The organism is Arsenophonus sp. (genome assembly GCA_031446085.1).
GTDB lineage: Bacteria > Pseudomonadota > Gammaproteobacteria > Enterobacterales > Enterobacteriaceae.
Genome location: CP132901.1, coordinates 551,472 through 567,161 on the forward strand (window position 1 = coordinate 551,472; position 15,690 = coordinate 567,161).

At 23.6% G+C, this 15,690-nt stretch carries 17 protein-coding genes and 1 other RNA gene; 11 read left to right on the forward strand and 7 right to left on the reverse strand.

All coding sequences use genetic code 11. The annotated features are described in order from the left end of the window. Positions 1 to 24: 24 nt before the first annotated feature. From RA161_02795 to panB, 7 genes are all read right to left on the reverse strand, one after another. Positions 25 to 660, reverse strand: a complete 636-nt coding sequence (locus tag RA161_02795; GenBank protein WMY97430.1) for a Fe-Mn family superoxide dismutase — start codon at positions 658 to 660, stop codon at positions 25 to 27. Positions 661 to 695: 35 nt separating this feature from the next. Further along, positions 696 to 1,054, reverse strand: an RNA gene (rnpB, locus tag RA161_02800) — RNase P RNA component class A. Between the two features lie 105 nt (positions 1,055 to 1,159). After that, the gene (gpmA, locus tag RA161_02805) at positions 1,160 to 1,861 is read right to left on the reverse strand and encodes a 2,3-diphosphoglycerate-dependent phosphoglycerate mutase (GenBank protein WMY97431.1); all 702 of its coding nucleotides are present in this window, start codon (positions 1,859 to 1,861) and stop codon (positions 1,160 to 1,162) included. Between the two features lie 111 nt (positions 1,862 to 1,972). Then, positions 1,973 to 2,629: an isoprenoid biosynthesis glyoxalase ElbB gene (gene elbB / locus RA161_02810; GenBank protein ID WMY97432.1), complete on the reverse strand. Its 657-nt coding sequence runs from the start codon at positions 2,627 to 2,629 to the stop codon at positions 1,973 to 1,975. Positions 2,630 to 2,691: 62 nt separating this feature from the next. Continuing rightward, on the reverse strand, positions 2,692 to 3,189 hold the full coding sequence (locus RA161_02815; GenBank protein WMY97433.1) for a TIGR00645 family protein: 498 nt from the start codon (positions 3,187 to 3,189) through the stop codon (positions 2,692 to 2,694). A 233-nt stretch (positions 3,190 to 3,422) separates the two neighbouring features. Continuing rightward, positions 3,423 to 4,277 (reverse strand): pantoate--beta-alanine ligase, encoded by an 855-nt coding sequence (gene panC, locus RA161_02820; protein ID WMY97434.1) that lies wholly within the window; start codon positions 4,275 to 4,277, stop codon positions 3,423 to 3,425. 18 nt (positions 4,278 to 4,295) lie between these two features. After that, on the reverse strand, positions 4,296 to 5,093 hold the full coding sequence (gene panB / locus RA161_02825; GenBank protein ID WMY97435.1) for a 3-methyl-2-oxobutanoate hydroxymethyltransferase: 798 nt from the start codon (positions 5,091 to 5,093) through the stop codon (positions 4,296 to 4,298). Between the two features lie 370 nt (positions 5,094 to 5,463). Between panB and RA161_02830 the strand changes: the two genes are divergently transcribed. From RA161_02830 to hisS, 11 genes are all read left to right on the forward strand, one after another. Further along, positions 5,464 to 6,405, forward strand: coding sequence for an SPFH domain-containing protein (locus tag RA161_02830; GenBank protein ID WMY97436.1), 942 nt, complete (start codon positions 5,464 to 5,466; stop codon positions 6,403 to 6,405). Positions 6,406 to 6,615: 210 nt separating this feature from the next. Further along, entirely contained in the window at positions 6,616 to 6,876 is a 261-nt protein-coding gene (locus tag RA161_02835; protein WMY97437.1) for an NfeD family protein, read from the forward strand. A gap of 86 nt (positions 6,877 to 6,962) precedes the next feature. Then, entirely contained in the window at positions 6,963 to 7,853 is an 891-nt protein-coding gene (locus RA161_02840) for a 2-dehydropantoate 2-reductase (GenBank protein ID WMY97438.1), read from the forward strand. 89 nt (positions 7,854 to 7,942) lie between these two features. Next, positions 7,943 to 8,518 carry a BON domain-containing protein gene (locus RA161_02845; GenBank protein WMY97439.1) on the forward strand — a complete coding sequence of 192 codons (576 nt, stop codon included), beginning with the start codon at positions 7,943 to 7,945 and terminating at the stop codon, positions 8,516 to 8,518. Between the two features lie 226 nt (positions 8,519 to 8,744). Beyond that, a complete protein-coding gene (locus tag RA161_02850) occupies positions 8,745 to 9,038 on the forward strand; it encodes a co-chaperone GroES (GenBank protein WMY97732.1) in 294 nt (97 codons plus the stop codon). Between the two features lie 50 nt (positions 9,039 to 9,088). After that, positions 9,089 to 10,732 (forward strand): chaperonin GroEL, encoded by a 1,644-nt coding sequence (gene groL / locus RA161_02855; GenBank protein ID WMY97440.1) that lies wholly within the window; start codon positions 9,089 to 9,091, stop codon positions 10,730 to 10,732. A gap of 117 nt (positions 10,733 to 10,849) precedes the next feature. Next, positions 10,850 to 11,272: a nucleoside-diphosphate kinase gene (gene ndk, locus RA161_02860; protein ID WMY97441.1), complete on the forward strand. Its 423-nt coding sequence runs from the start codon at positions 10,850 to 10,852 to the stop codon at positions 11,270 to 11,272. 27 nt (positions 11,273 to 11,299) lie between these two features. Beyond that, positions 11,300 to 12,388: a 23S rRNA (adenine(2503)-C(2))-methyltransferase RlmN gene (gene rlmN, locus RA161_02865; protein WMY97442.1), complete on the forward strand. Its 1,089-nt coding sequence runs from the start codon at positions 11,300 to 11,302 to the stop codon at positions 12,386 to 12,388. A gap of 87 nt (positions 12,389 to 12,475) precedes the next feature. Beyond that, positions 12,476 to 12,874 (forward strand): helix-turn-helix domain-containing protein, encoded by a 399-nt coding sequence (locus RA161_02870; protein WMY97443.1) that lies wholly within the window; start codon positions 12,476 to 12,478, stop codon positions 12,872 to 12,874. A gap of 209 nt (positions 12,875 to 13,083) precedes the next feature. Continuing rightward, positions 13,084 to 14,181 carry a flavodoxin-dependent (E)-4-hydroxy-3-methylbut-2-enyl-diphosphate synthase gene (ispG, locus tag RA161_02875; protein WMY97444.1) on the forward strand — a complete coding sequence of 366 codons (1,098 nt, stop codon included), beginning with the start codon at positions 13,084 to 13,086 and terminating at the stop codon, positions 14,179 to 14,181. Between the two features lie 83 nt (positions 14,182 to 14,264). Beyond that, on the forward strand, positions 14,265 to 15,548 hold the full coding sequence (hisS, locus tag RA161_02880; GenBank protein ID WMY97445.1) for a histidine--tRNA ligase: 1,284 nt from the start codon (positions 14,265 to 14,267) through the stop codon (positions 15,546 to 15,548). Positions 15,549 to 15,690: the final 142 nt, after the last annotated feature.

Below are 15,690 nucleotides of genomic sequence, written 5' to 3' on the forward strand. Positions count from 1 at the left end.
CATATTTGATTTAAAAATCATCTTTCATGATGAAAGATGATTTTTAAATCTTATTTCTGCTTTTTCCCAGTTTAAAATATTCCAAAAAGCATTAACGTATTCAATACGACGATTTTGATATTTTAAATAATAAGCATGTTCCCAAAGATCTAGTCCAAAAATTGGGTATCCAGAAATTCCAGATATTTTTTTACCCATTAAAGGATTATCTTGATTAGATGTACAAGAAATAATTAATTTTTTATTATCATCTAATATAAGCCATATCCATCCAGAACCAAATAAACTTGTTGCTTTTTTTTCAAAAGTTTGTTTAAAATTATTGATATCTTTAAAAAAATAATGAATTTTTTTAACTAATTTAAAATTAGAATTATAGTTGGTTTTTTTTTTCAAACTTCTCCAAAAAAACGAGTGATTAAAATGTCCTCCAGCATTATTTTTTAATGAAACTTGATATTTTTCCGGAATGTTTTCTAAATTTTTTATTAAATCTTTTATGCTTAAATGAGAGAATTGAGGTATTTTTTTTAAAATTTCATTAGTATTATTAATATACGTTTGATGATGTTTTTGATGATGTATTTTCATTGTATTGGTATCTATGTATGGTTCTAACTCATCATAATCATATGGTAATTCAGGTAATATATATTTCATTTTTAAATCCTTAATTTTAATTTTTTCATTTTTTCAAATTTAGTTAACCTATAAGCCGGGTTCTGTATTAAGTAATCATTTATCTAGATTAATATTCACATATTAATTCAAGCAGTCTACCCAAACCCAATTAATGTGAAGATGCATATTATGAGTTTCTATTTGACCTTGCTCCAAGTGGAGTTTACAATGCCAATACTGTTACCAGTATTGCGGTGAGCTCTTAACAACACCATTTCACCCTTACCTTTTTTATATGTTTTAAAAGGCGGTTTTTTTTCTGTTGCACTATTCGTAGATTTTCATCTCCCAGATGTTATCTGGCACTTTTCTTCATGGAGTCCGGACTTTCCTCTAATTTTAATTGAAAATTAGCGATTACTCAGTTAACTAAATTTTTTATTATAATATGTATTATAAATTTTATCAATAGAAATAATATTTGGAAACGAAAGTATATTTTAAAATATTAATGTAATTGTTTATTTAAAAAATAATATTAATGTTGAAAACAATAAGAAATTTTTATTGGTTTCATATTTTTAAAAAAGTAATAAATAATAGGTTTTGCATTTGGTATATAGAAATGAAAAAAATCTGTTTCATTCATATTATCAATATATTTAATTAAAGTTCTTAAAGAATTCCCATGAGCAACAATAATGATATTTTTTCCTTGTTTTAGTTGAGGTTTTATTGTTTTTTCCCAGTATATAATTACACGTTTCATAGTTTCATATAAACTCTCACCTAGAGGTAAAATGGATTTTTTTAAATGAGCATATTTTTGGTTATTTCCGGGATATTTTGGATCATTCTCATTTATTTTTGGTGGAATTGTATGAAAATCTTTTCTCCATAAATTTACTTGTTTTTTTCCATATTGTTTTATTAATTCTGTTTTTTTTAATCCTTCTAATGCTCCGTAATGTCGTTCATTTAAAAACCAACTTTTTTCAATTGGTATATGATTATGATTTATTTCGTTTAGTATTTTTATTAATGTATCTGATGCTCTATTTAAAGTTGAAGTATATGCTAAATCAAAGTGAAATTTATTTTTTTTAAAAAATTTCCCTACTTTTTTTGCTTCTACATATCCTTTTTCTGATAATCCAATATCAGTCCATCCTGTAAAACGATTTTGTTCATTCCATTGACTTTTACCATGTCTCAAAAGAACTAATTTAGCTATTATCATATAAAAAAATTACCATAAAAAATTATGTATTTAAGTAAAATTTAAAATAAAAAATAAAATATTTTTTTTAAAAAAAAGAGAATTTAATTCTCATACATTTAATTATGTCTTTTAAATATTTATTTTTTTATGTAAATCTAACATTATACAAACTAATTTATCAATATTTAAATATATATCATAGATATTATTAGATAACATATAGGCTGGAGTGGTTATAATGTTATTTTTTAAATCAATTACAATATCGTTGGATTGACATTTTACAACTTTACAACCTAATTTTACCAAATCATTACTTATTTTTTTATCATTACCAATAGTCAATTTAATTTTCTTTTTATAAATCATTGGTAATAAAACTGGAGCTATACAAATATATCCTACAGGTTTCCCTATAAATTTTCGACAAATTTTTAATACATTTTTTTCTATAAAAAAATTAGATTTATCAAAATAATAATTAGATAAATTTTTTACAACACCATAACCACCAGGAACAATTAATCCATCAAATTCATTTGAATTGCATTGATCTAGTGGTAATATTTTACTTCGTACAATTCTAGCAGATTCTATTAGTACATTTCTTATTTCTTCATTTTTTTTTTGATTAATATGATTTATTACATCTTTTTGTTGGATATTTGGTGCAAAACATTGATAATCTATTTTTCTTTTTTCTAAAGATAAAATAGTTAAAACTACTTCGTTAACTTCAGATCCATCTAAAAAACCACATCCTGAAAGGATTATTGCTATTTTCATTTTTTTATTTCCTTTTTTGTTTAATAATATTAATTATTAATTTTTAATTTGAGAAAGATGAATTATTTTTCTATTTTTTTCCCCATTCCGTCAATATATGCCATACCAAATGCTGATAATACAAAAGATAAATGAATAATAACACATAACATAATTTTATTATCTGGTACTATTTCAGCTTCCATAAATATTCTTAATAAATGTACTGAAGAAATCGCAACAATAGATAATGCAACTTTATTTTTAATAGAATTGACATCCATTTTCCCCATCCAGGTTAATTTTTGGTCTTGATCATTAACAGTCATTTTTAAAATGAAATTTTCATAACCAGAAAACATTACCATTACTAACAATCCACCAATTAAAGCAATATCTATTAATGATAAAACTGTTAAAATTAAACCGGATTCAGACATTGCAAACAATTTTGGTATTATATGAATAATTTGTTGAAAAAATTTTAGGGTTAATAAGACAAAACCGAATGATAAACCAATATATACTGGAAATAATAACCATCTTGATGCATAAATCATTTTTTCAATGTATTTTTCCATATTTAAACCTCATTAATTTATATTTAATTTGTAGTATCTATTTAAGATTATTTAAGTAGGATTTTTTTATAAAAATATATTTTTAAATATCATTAAGTGTAATTTTAATATTATTTAAAAATATATTTTTTGATATTGAAATTTGATTTCAATATCAAAAAACTTAATTATATTAATAGTATGAAAATGAAGATAGAATAATGATTAACATTATTAGATGATTTTAAATATATTTAAAATAATTTGATTTTTTTGTTATCAATTAAACGTATTTTTCCAATTCGAACGCTTAGCAATATTATTGCATATTTAGTTTTTTCATTTAATTCATTTAAATTTTGTGCATTTCTTATAAAAATAGTATCTAACTTGATTTTATTTTTTATAAGTTCTTTTTTTGTACTTTCTATAATTTTTTGAATTGTATTTATTTTATTTTCAATTTTTTTTGCACAATTATTTAATATTTTATTAATTTTGTTTGCTATCTTTTTTTCTTTTTCATCTAATAATTTGTTTCTAGAACTTAATGCAAGTCCATTAATATCACGCACTATTGGAACAGAAATAATTTTTATAGGATAGTTAAGATCTAATGTCATTTTACGAATTAGTAGCAATTGTTGATAATCTTTTTCCCCAAAACATGCTAAATTAGGTTGAATGATATTAAAAAGTTTTGCTATAATTGTAGCAACACCATAAAAATGGTTAGGTCTACTTTTTCCTTCTAAAATATTTGATAATGATTGAACATTAATGAATGTATGTTCATTAATTCCATTGGGATAAATATCTTTAAAATGAGGTACATAAACAATATTAACATTATTTTTTTTTAGTATTTCGTAATCTTGATTCAATGTTCTAGGATAGGTAATAAAATCTTTTTCTTCATTAAATTGCATTGGATTTACAAATATACTTACTATAATGATATTTGCATGATTCATTCCTGCTTTAATTAAAGATAAATGTCCATCATGGATATTACCCATTGTTGGTATTAATGCAATTTTTTTATTTTTTTTTGCTACTATTTCTTGGATAGTTTCTTTTAAAATATTTTTATCTTCAATAATTAACATAACTTATTTTTTCCTTATTTAATCAAATATATGTTCTTTTGAAGGAAAAAGTTCATTTTCTACACTTTTTACGTATTTATTAATTGCATTTTTTATATCATAAGATTCATTCATAAATTTTTTAGAAAAAGAAGGAATATTATTTACAGTAATGCCTAAAATATCGTGCATAACTAATATTTGACCATCTGTCATTTTACCTGATCCAATTCCTATAACTGGTATTGATAAAGTTTGAGTGATTTTTTGAGCTAATTTCCACGGAATACATTCTAAAACAATCAGTTGTATTCCAGACTTTTCTAATGAAATAGAATTAGAAATTATTTTTTCTGAATCTTTTTGATTACGACCAGCTATTTTATAACCACCGATCATATTAATAGATTGTGGTGTTAATCCTAAATGACCACATACAGGAATTGAACGTTTTACCAGATTATTTACAATATTACAAATCCATTTTTCACCACCTTCAATTTTAACCATGTTTGCACCAGATTGGATTAATAAAGCAGCATTTTTATATGCATCATTAAGAGAACTATAAGACATAAATGGCATATCAGACATTATAAAAGAATCCGGAGCACCCTTTCTTACACATTGTGTATGATATATCATATCTTGAATGGTGACTTGTAATGTTGTGGAATAACCTTGTATAGTCATTCCAAGTGAATCTCCAACTAAGATAACATTAATTCCACTTTTTGAAAATAAGTTTGCGAATGTAAAGTCATATGCAGTAATACAAGCAAATTTTTTTTTATTTTTTTTCCATTCTAATAATGTGTTAATAGTAGTTTTGTTCACTAAACCTCCATGATTAAAAAATTACCAATGAATATAAGACATTGTTTTAAAAAATAAATAGATTATTTCATCTATCTTTTAATCTATTATTATACAATAAACGTTCAAATAATGTTAGATTTTTATTATTTTATCATTTTTTTTAAGGAAAATTGAATCATAGGAAAATTTATATACTATGACTTTATAGTTTAATTGATAATGTTATTAAACTGTATTAATTCCATTTATAAACAAAAAATTTTTAATTTATTTATAGGATATCTATCCTACTAACGGATTAAAATTTTGTTTTTCTAAAAAATTATTGGTTTTTTTTTTTTTTTTATGTATTATAGAAAAATATATAAACAAAAACAGAAATATTACAATGTTGATATTTATAACGACTTTGTTATTTAGTGCTTTAATGTTAGCAGTTTCATCTATTAAAATTGTTCCTCAAGGATATCAATGGACAGTAGAAAAATTTGGACGTTATACAAAAACGTTAATGCCTGGATTAAATATTTTATTTCCTTTTGTAGAACGTATTGGAAAAAAAATAAATATGATGGAACAAGTTTTAGATATTCCATCTCAGGAAGTAATTTCAAAAGATAATGCTAATGTTTCAATTGATGCAATATGTTTTATTCAAGTTATAGATGCTGTAAAAGCAGCATATGAAGTAAGTAACTTGCAACTTGCAATTATCAATTTGACAATGACAAATTTTAGGACTGTTTTAGGTTCAATGGAATTAGATGAAATGTTATCACAAAGGGACTATATTAATACTAAATTATTATCTATAGTAGATGAAGCTACAAATCCATGGGGAGTTAAAATTACTCGAATTGAAATTAGAGATGTTCGACCACCAAGTGAATTAATTGAGGCTATGAATGCACAAATGAAAGCAGAAAGAACAAAAAGAGCTGATATATTAGAAGCAGAGGGCATTCGACAAGCGGCTATATTACGTGCTGAAGGAAAGAAACAGTCTCAGATATTAAAAGCAGAAGGTGATAGACAGTCATCTTTTTTAGAAGCTGAAGCTAGAGAAAGATCAGCAAAAGCTGAAGCAAAAGCAACTGAATTAGTTTCAAATGCAATTAAAACTGGAAATATACAAGCTGTGAATTATTTTATAGCTCAAAAGTATACAGATGCATTGACGAGCATTGGAACATCTAGTAATACTAAAATTGTTATGTTTCCGTTAGAGACTGCAAATTTGGTAGGATCAATTGCAGGAATTGTAGAAATGATAAATACTAATTTGAATCAAAATGATGTAAATAAAAAAAATAAAGTTAAAAAAGTATAGATTTATAAAATAAAAATGTTTCAATATTTTTGCTTTCATATATATTATTGGCTAGTATTATCTTTTATATTATTAATTTTAGAATCAATTTTTTTTTGTGGATTTTTTTTATGGATTAGTATTTCATGTATTTTTATTAGCTTGATATCATATTTGTTTTCATTAAATTTATTAATACAAGTTATTTGTTTTTTTATATCAATACTATTTATGATAGTAGTTGGATTTTATATAAAAAAAAATAATAACTTAAATAAATTTCATTACAATGGTATCAATGAAATACAAAAAAAATTAATTGGGAAAAAAGTTATTTTAATAAATGATACATATAATGGATATGGTCAAGTAAAAATATTTGATTCTGTTTGGAGAATTTATTCAAAAACAGAATTAAAAGCTAAAACTAAGGTTATTATTTTAAGCATTAACGGAAATACACTACATGTATTTCCGTTACAAAAAAGTTAATTTTATTTTTATATACATTAATTTTAAATTTGCTTTAAATTAGTTCTATTTAGTTTTTATATCCATTTTTTTAGATATCGATTGATATGATAAATATTAGTATATTAGGTTGTGGTGCATTAGGAAGTGTTTTTTTGAAATTACTTATTGATAATGGAAAAAATATTAGTGTACATGGTATCACAAAAAATTCTAATAATAAAAGATTAGAAGTTAATATAGTTGATATAAATCAAATAGAAAAAAAATATTTTATAACTACTAATTTAATCAGTAGTATTAGAAATACGCATATTTTGATTATTACTTTAAAAGCATGGAAAATATATCCAGAGTTATTAAAAATTTCTAAAATAGTGAATCAAAATTGTATTATTATTATGATTTTCAATGGAATGGTTAATGAAAAATGTTTTTTAAAAATTAAACAACCGTTAATCAGGGGTGTAACTAATCATGCCGCTTATAAAGAAAATAATATTATATATCATGTACATAATGGAGAAATTATAATTGGTGGAATTAATAACTTAGGAAAAAAATCTTATTTTGTTTTAGATATGTTATCTAATTTTTTAGGAAAAGTTAGATGGCATTCCAATATAATCATCCCTACTTTAGAAAAACTTTGTATTAATTCTGTAATTAATCCTTTATCAGTTAAATATCAATGTAAAAATAAAGAATTAAACAAATATAAGAAAGAAATTTTTTATTTATGTTTAGAATTAGATTTAGTTATAAAAAAAACTTTTTTTCATAATTTTGGTGTTGAATATTTATATAAAAAAATTTTAAATATTATAAAACTTACTGGGAATAATAAATCTTCCATGCTACAAGATATAGAATGTAATAAAAAAACAGAAATTCAAGAAATTACTGGATATTTATTAAATATATCAAAAAAAAATAATATTCATATTCCAAGGCACGAAGAATTATATGTATTAGTATCAAAAGAATTATCTTTTTAGTAAATAGTAAATAAAAAAATACTTTTTTTTATGTTTTTAAGTATTTTTATTTATATTTTTAATATATTTTAAAAACATAAAGGCATGTAATGAGAGTTTTATTTTTGACAACATGGTTATTTTTAATAGGTATTATTTTAAATGGATGCACTGGTACAACTATGATTGGTTCTGCTTTTGTTGTAACGAAAAGTGCTGTAGATTCAAGAAGTTTAGGAACACAAATAGACGACTTAATCTTATCTAGTAAGATAAACACGATTATTTATAGAAGTAAATTTGTAAAATTCAATCAAAAAATTCGTATTATTCCAATCGTTTATTCTGGTAAAGTTTTGTTAATAGGACAAGTAAATAATTCAAAATTATTAAAAAAAATTGAGTATACTATTTTATCTAAAATTAAAGAAATTAGTACTATTTATAATGAGGTAAGAATTCTTGATGTTATTAAATTGCAAGATATTTTAGTGGATACATGGATTACGACACAGTTAAAGTTAAAAATTTTAAGAAATATCAATTCAGTTAAAGTTATTACTGAAAATAAAGAAGTTTTTTTATTTGGTTTTTTAAAAAAAAAAGAAGCAAATAAAATAGCATCTATAGCAAGTAAAATTAAAAATGTAAAAAAAGTAATTACAGTTTTTACTTATCAAGATTGATCTATTAGAGATAATAGATTATTAATTTTGTTTTAACAAAAAACAAATTACTTATTTAAAAATAAAAAAATATTATTCCTACCCTTGAACTCATTTAAATTTACCCCATATATTTTGATAGAGTCCTAGTATTGAATAAATTATTATATAGTATATAATACTAGTACTATCCTTAATTTAATTTGTTATGGATTTATTTATTAGGAGAACATTAATGAAAGATGAAATCTGCCTTCGTCCGTTACATGATCGAGTTATTGTTAAACGTGAAGAAGTTGAAGCTAAATCTACTGGTGGAATAGTTTTAACTGGATCGGCTGCAGGAAAATCAACTCGAGGGAAAGTAGTTGCTATAGGTAATGGTCGAACATTAGAAAATGGTGAAATAAAATCATTAGATGTTAAAGTTGGAGATATAGTTATTTTTAATGATGGATATAGTGTCAAGACAGAAAGAATTAATAATGAAGAATTATTAATTATGTCGGAAAGTGATATTTTAGCAGTTGTTACAAAATAATTTCTTAATTAAATGTTCTGAATAATAAAAGAATTGATAAGGAAAGAAAAATGGCAGCTAAAGATGTAAAATTTGGTAGTGATGCACGTGCGAAAATGCTTCGTGGTGTTAATATCCTTGCAGATGCAGTAAAAGTAACATTAGGACCAAAAGGTAGAAATGTAGTAATTGATAAATCTTTTGGTGCTCCTTCTATTACTAAAGATGGTGTTTCTGTAGCTAGAGAAATTGAATTAGAAGATAAATTTGAAAATATGGGTGCGCAAATGGTAAAAGAAGTCGCATCTAAAGCAAATGATGCAGCTGGAGATGGTACTACAACTGCAACTGTTCTTGCTCAGTCTATTGTTAGTGAAGGACTAAAAGCTGTTGCAGCAGGAATGAATCCTATGGATTTAAAACGAGGTATTGATAAAGCTGTGTCAGCTGCAGTAGGAGAGTTAAAAAAGTTATCTAAACCATGTACTGATAACAAAGCTATTGAACAGGTAGGTACAATTTCTGCTAATTCTGATGAAACTGTTGGTAAGTTGATTGCTGAAGCAATGCAGAAAGTAGGGAAAGAAGGAGTAATTACTGTTGAAGAAGGATCTGGATTAGAAGATGAATTAGATGTAGTTGAGGGAATGCAATTTGATAGAGGTTATTTATCTCCTTATTTTATAAATAAGCCAGATTCTGGAATAATAGAATTGGAAAATCCATATATATTATTAGTAGATAAAAAAGTATCTAATATTCGTGAATTATTGCCAATATTGGAAAATGTTGCTAAAGCTGGAAAACAGTTATTAATTATTGCTGAGGATGTTGAAGGTGAAGCATTGGCAACATTAGTAGTAAATAATTTAAGAGGAATTGTTAAAGTAGCAGCTGTAAAAGCTCCTGGATTTGGAGATAGAAGAAAAGCAATGTTACAAGATATTGCTATTTTAACTAACGCTACAGTTATTTCTGAAGAAATAGGTATGGAGTTAGAAAAAGCTACTTTAGATAATTTAGGTCAAGCAAAAAGAATTGTTATTAATAAAGATGTTACAACGATTATTGATGGTGTTGGTAAAAAAGATGCAATTTCTAATCGTGTTGAACAAATTAAAAAACAAATTAAAGAAGCAACTTCAGATTACGATCGTGAAAAATTACAAGAACGTGTAGCGAAATTATCTGGAGGTGTTGCAGTTATTAAAGTTGGTGCTGCTACTGAAGTAGCAATGAAAGAAAAACGTGCTAGAGTTGATGATGCGTTACATGCTACAAGAGCTGCAGTAGAAGAAGGTGTAGTGGCTGGTGGTGGAACAGCATTAGTGAGAGTAGCAACAGCATTAACAAATTTAAAAGGTGAAAATGAAGATCAAACTGTAGGTATTCGTATTGCATTACGTGCAATGGAAGCACCGATGAGACAAATTGTTGAAAATGCTGGTGAAGAGCCTGCTATAATTGTTTATAATGTTAAAGAGGGAAGAAACAATTATGGTTATAATGCTTCTAATGAAGTTTATGGCGATATGATTGTTATGGGTATTTTAGATCCAACTAAAGTAACTCGTTCAGCATTACAATTTGCAGCATCAATTGCAGGTTTAATGATTACGACTGAAGCAATGGTGACAGATTTACCAAAAGAAGAAAAAAATGATTTATCATCACCAGGTGGTGGCATGGCTCCTGGTATGGGTGGAATGATGTAATAATTTTTAGTAATAAAACGTATATATATTTTACAAAAAAAATCCTGATTTGTTTTAAAATCAGGATTTTTTTTGTATAATCATATATATTTTTTTAAAACTTTTTTGGATTCTAAAATGATAGAATATACTTTGTCTATTATTAAACCTAATATTATAAAAAAAAATATGTTAGGATCAATATGCTTACGTTTAGAAACTGCTAGATTTAAAATTATTGCTGCTAAAATGATCAAATTAGATTATCAGGATGCTTCTGTGTTTTATTATGAACATAAAAATAAAGATTATTTTAAAAAATTAATTAATTTTATGATTTCTGGTCCAATTATGTTGCAAGTATTAAAATCTAAAAATGCTATTAAAAAATTTCGAGATTTAATAGGCAATACAAATCCAAAAAATGCATTAACTGGTACAATTAGATCAGATTATGGAGATAGTTTAACAGAAAATGCTATTCATGGATCTGATTCATTAACTTCTGCTAAAAGAGAAATTTCATTTTTTTTTAAAAAAAATGAATTATTTGATCAATAATTTTTTTAATTGTTATTTCAAAAATATATGAAAGTATTAAAAAAAAACAAAGATTTTTTAAATAAAATTAATCTTCTTGACATGAGTAGAGAAAAAATGGAATTTTTTTTTAATTCTATAGGAGAATCAAAATTTAGAGCTATTCAAGTTATGGAATGGATCTATCATCATTATTGTGATCAATTTGAGTTGATGAGTAATCTTAGTGTAAAATTAAGAAAAAAATTAAGTAAAATTGCTATCATTTATTCACCAAAAATTTTTTACAAAAAAATTTCTAATGATGGAACTATTAAATTTGTTTTAAGAATGGAAGATAACAATACAGTAGAAACTGTATATATTCCAGAAAAAAAAAGAGCTACTTTATGTATATCTACTCAAATAGGTTGCAATGTAGGATGTAAATTTTGTGCGACAGCACAACAGGGATTTAATAGAAATTTAAAAGTTTCTGAAATAATAGGGCAGATATGGATAATTAATAGAATTATTCATTTTATGAAGATAAAAAAAATAAGATATGTTACTAATATTGTATTTATGGGGATGGGTGAACCTTTATTAAATATAAAAAATGTAGTTGAATCTATAAAAATTATGATTGATGATTTTGGATTTAATTTTTCTAAAAAAAAAATAACTTTATCTACTTCTGGAATTGTTCCAATCATAGAAAAATTATATGAAATGATTGATATACCATTAGCGTTATCGTTGCATGCATCAAATGATCTTCTTAGAAATAAGATTATGCCAATTAATAAAATATATAATATTCAAAATATATTAAATAGTGTTAATGTATTTTTAAAGAAAAGTCATATCAATAAAAAAATTACTATTGAGTATGTTATGTTAAAAGATATTAATGATACTTCTGAAAATGCAAAAGAGTTAGCAAATTGTCTTAAACGAGTACCTAGTAAAATTAATTTGATTCCTTGGAATTTTTTTCCAGGATCAATGTATAAAAGTAGTTCGAAAGAGAATATTATTAATTTTTCAAATATTTTAAAAAAATATGGTTTTATTACATTGATAAGAAAAAATAGAGGTAATGATATTAATGCGGCTTGTGGACAATTAGTATGGAATATAAAAAAAATTTTTTAAAATTTTAAAATAGTAAGGAATTTTATTTTAGTTTAGAAAAAAATACGATATAATATATCTTATATGATTTTATTTTAATAATTTAATATGGATAAAAAAAAATTAAAAATAGAAGTTTTAAAAGATTTAACTGTAGGAAAGCGTTTAGAACAAGCAAGAAAATCTCTTTCTATGTCACAAGAAGATGTCTCTAAAAAATTATACTTAAACATTGATATTATACGCCAAATTGAAGAAGATTTGATAATAAAGAATATTGATACCATTTTTTTAAATGGTTATATTAGATCTTATGCAAAGTTAGTTAATATTCCAAAAAAAGAAATTAATTTTTTGATAAAAAGAAAAATAAACAATAACAATTTAGAAAAAAAACATGTTTTAAAAACAGACAATAATTCTAAAGAAAAAAATTGTAAAATTAAAATTCTTATTTTCATTTTAATTTCAGTCTTAGCATTTATCACTTATTATTATTATAATTAAAATTATATGTCTATAAAAAATAAAATTTGTTTTTTTTAATATGTATATATTTTTATCTAAAATAGATATATTAAAACAATAAAACAATAAATTATTTTGTTACAGAAAATATTAAAAAATCATTTATTTTTTTATGGATTTATATCTTAAAACAATCAACAATAATTTTAATTTTTTTAAAATAAATTTAATGTTTTTTAGGAAGTTTAATGCATAATCAAATTTTTAAAAAAAGAAGAAGATCTACTAGAATTTATGTAGGAAATGTTCCAATAGGAAATGGTGCTCCTATTGCAGTACAGTCTATGACTAAAACTCAAACTGAAAATATTGAAGAAACAATAAAACAAATTCAAATTTTAGAAAAAGAAGGAGTAGATATTATACGTATTTCTATACCTACTTTAAAAGCAGCTAAAAATATAAAAATTTTTAAAAAAAAAATAAATATACCTATTATCGCAGATATTCATTTTGATTATCGTATTGCTTTAGAAGCAGCAAAATGTGGTGCTGATTGTTTGCGTATTAACCCAGGAAATATTGGAAATCAAAAAAGAATTGCACAAGTTATTGATGCAGCAAAATATAATAATATTCCTATTAGAATAGGAGTAAATGCTGGATCTTTAGAAAAAGATATAAAGAATAAGTATTCAAATTTTTCTGCAATTGCAATAGTAGAATCTGCAATGCGTCATGTTGATATTTTAGAAAAATTAAATTTTGATCAGTTTAAAGTAAGTGTTAAATCTTCAGATGTTCATACAATGATACAGGCATATCAGTTAATTGCAAAAAAAATAGATCAGCCGTTACATTTAGGAGTTACTGAATCAGGTAGAGGTATGGTAGGAATTATAAAATCTGCAATTGGTATAGGTTGTTTATTATACGAAGGAATCGGAGATACATTGAGAGTATCTATATCAAGTGATCCTGTAGAAGAAGTTAAAATTGGTTTAAATATTTTAAAAGTTTTACGTATTAGAGAGAGAGGTATTAATTTTATTTCTTGTCCGACTTGTTCAAGAAAAGAGATTGATGTAATTAGTATAGTAAATACATTAGAAAATAGATTAAAAGATATTACTACACCAATGGATGTTTCTATTATTGGTTGTATTGTTAATGGTTTAGGAGAAGCGTCTCAATCAACAATTGGAATTACTGGAAATAGAAATAAAAGTAGTTTATACGAGGATGGTGTGCGACAAAAAGAATTATTAAATAATAATGAAATAATAGAGATATTAGAAAAAAAAATTAGGTTAAAAGCAAAAAAAATAGAAGAAAAAAAAATATAAATTTTTAGACTAATCATTTTAAAATAAATTTAAATAATACCAACAATGATATTATTTAAATTTTTAAAAAATTAGAGAAATATGTGAATAAAAAAATTCAGTCTATAAAAGGAATGCATGATTGTCTTCCAGATGATACTAGGATTTTTCAAAGAATAGAAAAAATTATCAAAGAAATATTATTTAGTTATGGTTTTAATGAAATACGTACACCGATAGTAGAACAAACTGATTTATTTATTAAAACTATTGGTACATTTTCTGATATAGTTCATAAAGAAATGTATACTTTTTTAGATAAAAATGGTTTTTCAGTTTCTTTACGTCCAGAAAATACTTTAGGATGTGTAAGAGCAGTTATTCAGCATAATTTATGTTATGAATTTATACAACGTCTTTGGTATTTAGGTCCAATGTTTCGATATGAAAGACCGCAAATGGGACGATATAGACAATTTTATCAGTTAGGCGTTGAAGTTTTTGGAATTTCAGATCCAGAAATAGATGCAGAATTAATTATTATGAGTGCACGTTTTTGGAAAAAACTAGGTATTTTAAATCATATTAATTTACAAATAAATTCAATTGGTTCTATAGAATCTAGAATTAATTATTCTAGAGATTTAATTATTTTTTTAAGGAAATATAAAAAATATTTTGATTCTTCTTTATGGGAAAAAATTAATTTAAATCCTTTAAGAATTTTAGATTCGAAAAAAGAACTTATACAAGAAATATTAAAAGAAGCACCAGTATTATTTGATTATCTTGATAAAAAATCTAAAAATCACTTCAATGTTTTATCTAATTTTTTAAATGAAGCTAATATTAAGTATATTATTAATTATAAATTAGTTCGTGGATTAGATTATTATAATAGCACTGTTTTTGAATGGATTACAAATAAATTAGGTTCTCAAAATGCAATATGTTCAGGGGGAAGATATGATTTTTTAATTGAAAAACTTGGAGGTATACAAAAACCAGCGATTGGATTTGCAATTGGAGTAGAAAGACTAATTTTATTGATGAAAAAGATAAATAATAATTTATTTATTCAGAAAGAATATATTGACTTATTCTTAATAAGGAATACTACTATTAGTAGTAGTAAAATGATATTTTTTTCTGAAAAAATTCGTGATTATTTTCCAAAATTAAAATTAATTGTTGATTATAATAGAAATGTTTTAGAAAAACAGTTAAAAATAGCAAAAAAATATAAAGCAAAAATTGTATTATTGTTATCTAATACATTAGATAATCAGAATATATTTTTATTTTTTTTAGAAAATGGAAAAAAAATAAAAACATGTGAAAAAGATGTATTTTTTATTTTAGAAAAAATTTTTAAAAGAGGAATGTAAAAAATGTATTTTAGTTATAAAAAAATTTTTATTTTTTTTTTGTTTTTATTAGTATTATTTTAGGGACATTATATTTTTTTTATAATTTTGATTTTTTTAATATTAAGAAAATCACACATATTCAAAATATTTATAAAAAAAA

Bases quoted from the DNA above. Each gene is read 5' to 3' on its own strand.
- RA161_02845 (WMY97439.1), top strand. From the start codon at position 7,943: ATGAGAGTTTTATTTTTGACAACATGGTTATTTTTAATAGGTATTATT.
- RA161_02870 (WMY97443.1), top strand. From the start codon at position 12,476: ATGGATAAAAAAAAATTAAAAATAGAAGTTTTAAAAGATTTAACTGTA.
- gpmA (WMY97431.1), bottom strand. From the start codon at position 1,861: ATGATAATAGCTAAATTAGTTCTTTTGAGACATGGTAAAAGTCAATGG.
- rlmN (WMY97442.1), top strand. From the start codon at position 11,300: ATGAAAGTATTAAAAAAAAACAAAGATTTTTTAAATAAAATTAATCTT.
- ispG (WMY97444.1), top strand. From the start codon at position 13,084: ATGCATAATCAAATTTTTAAAAAAAGAAGAAGATCTACTAGAATTTAT.
- groL (WMY97440.1), top strand. From the start codon at position 9,089: ATGGCAGCTAAAGATGTAAAATTTGGTAGTGATGCACGTGCGAAAATG.
- RA161_02795 (WMY97430.1), bottom strand. From the start codon at position 660: ATGAAATATATATTACCTGAATTACCATATGATTATGATGAGTTAGAA.
- RA161_02815 (WMY97433.1), bottom strand. From the start codon at position 3,189: ATGGAAAAATACATTGAAAAAATGATTTATGCATCAAGATGGTTATTA.
- RA161_02830 (WMY97436.1), top strand. From the start codon at position 5,464: ATGTTGATATTTATAACGACTTTGTTATTTAGTGCTTTAATGTTAGCA.
- elbB (WMY97432.1), bottom strand. From the start codon at position 2,629: ATGAAAATAGCAATAATCCTTTCAGGATGTGGTTTTTTAGATGGATCT.
- RA161_02840 (WMY97438.1), top strand. From the start codon at position 6,963: ATGATAAATATTAGTATATTAGGTTGTGGTGCATTAGGAAGTGTTTTT.
- ndk (WMY97441.1), top strand. From the start codon at position 10,850: ATGATAGAATATACTTTGTCTATTATTAAACCTAATATTATAAAAAAA.
- panC (WMY97434.1), bottom strand. From the start codon at position 4,277: ATGTTAATTATTGAAGATAAAAATATTTTAAAAGAAACTATCCAAGAA.
- RA161_02835 (WMY97437.1), top strand. From the start codon at position 6,616: ATGATAGTAGTTGGATTTTATATAAAAAAAAATAATAACTTAAATAAA.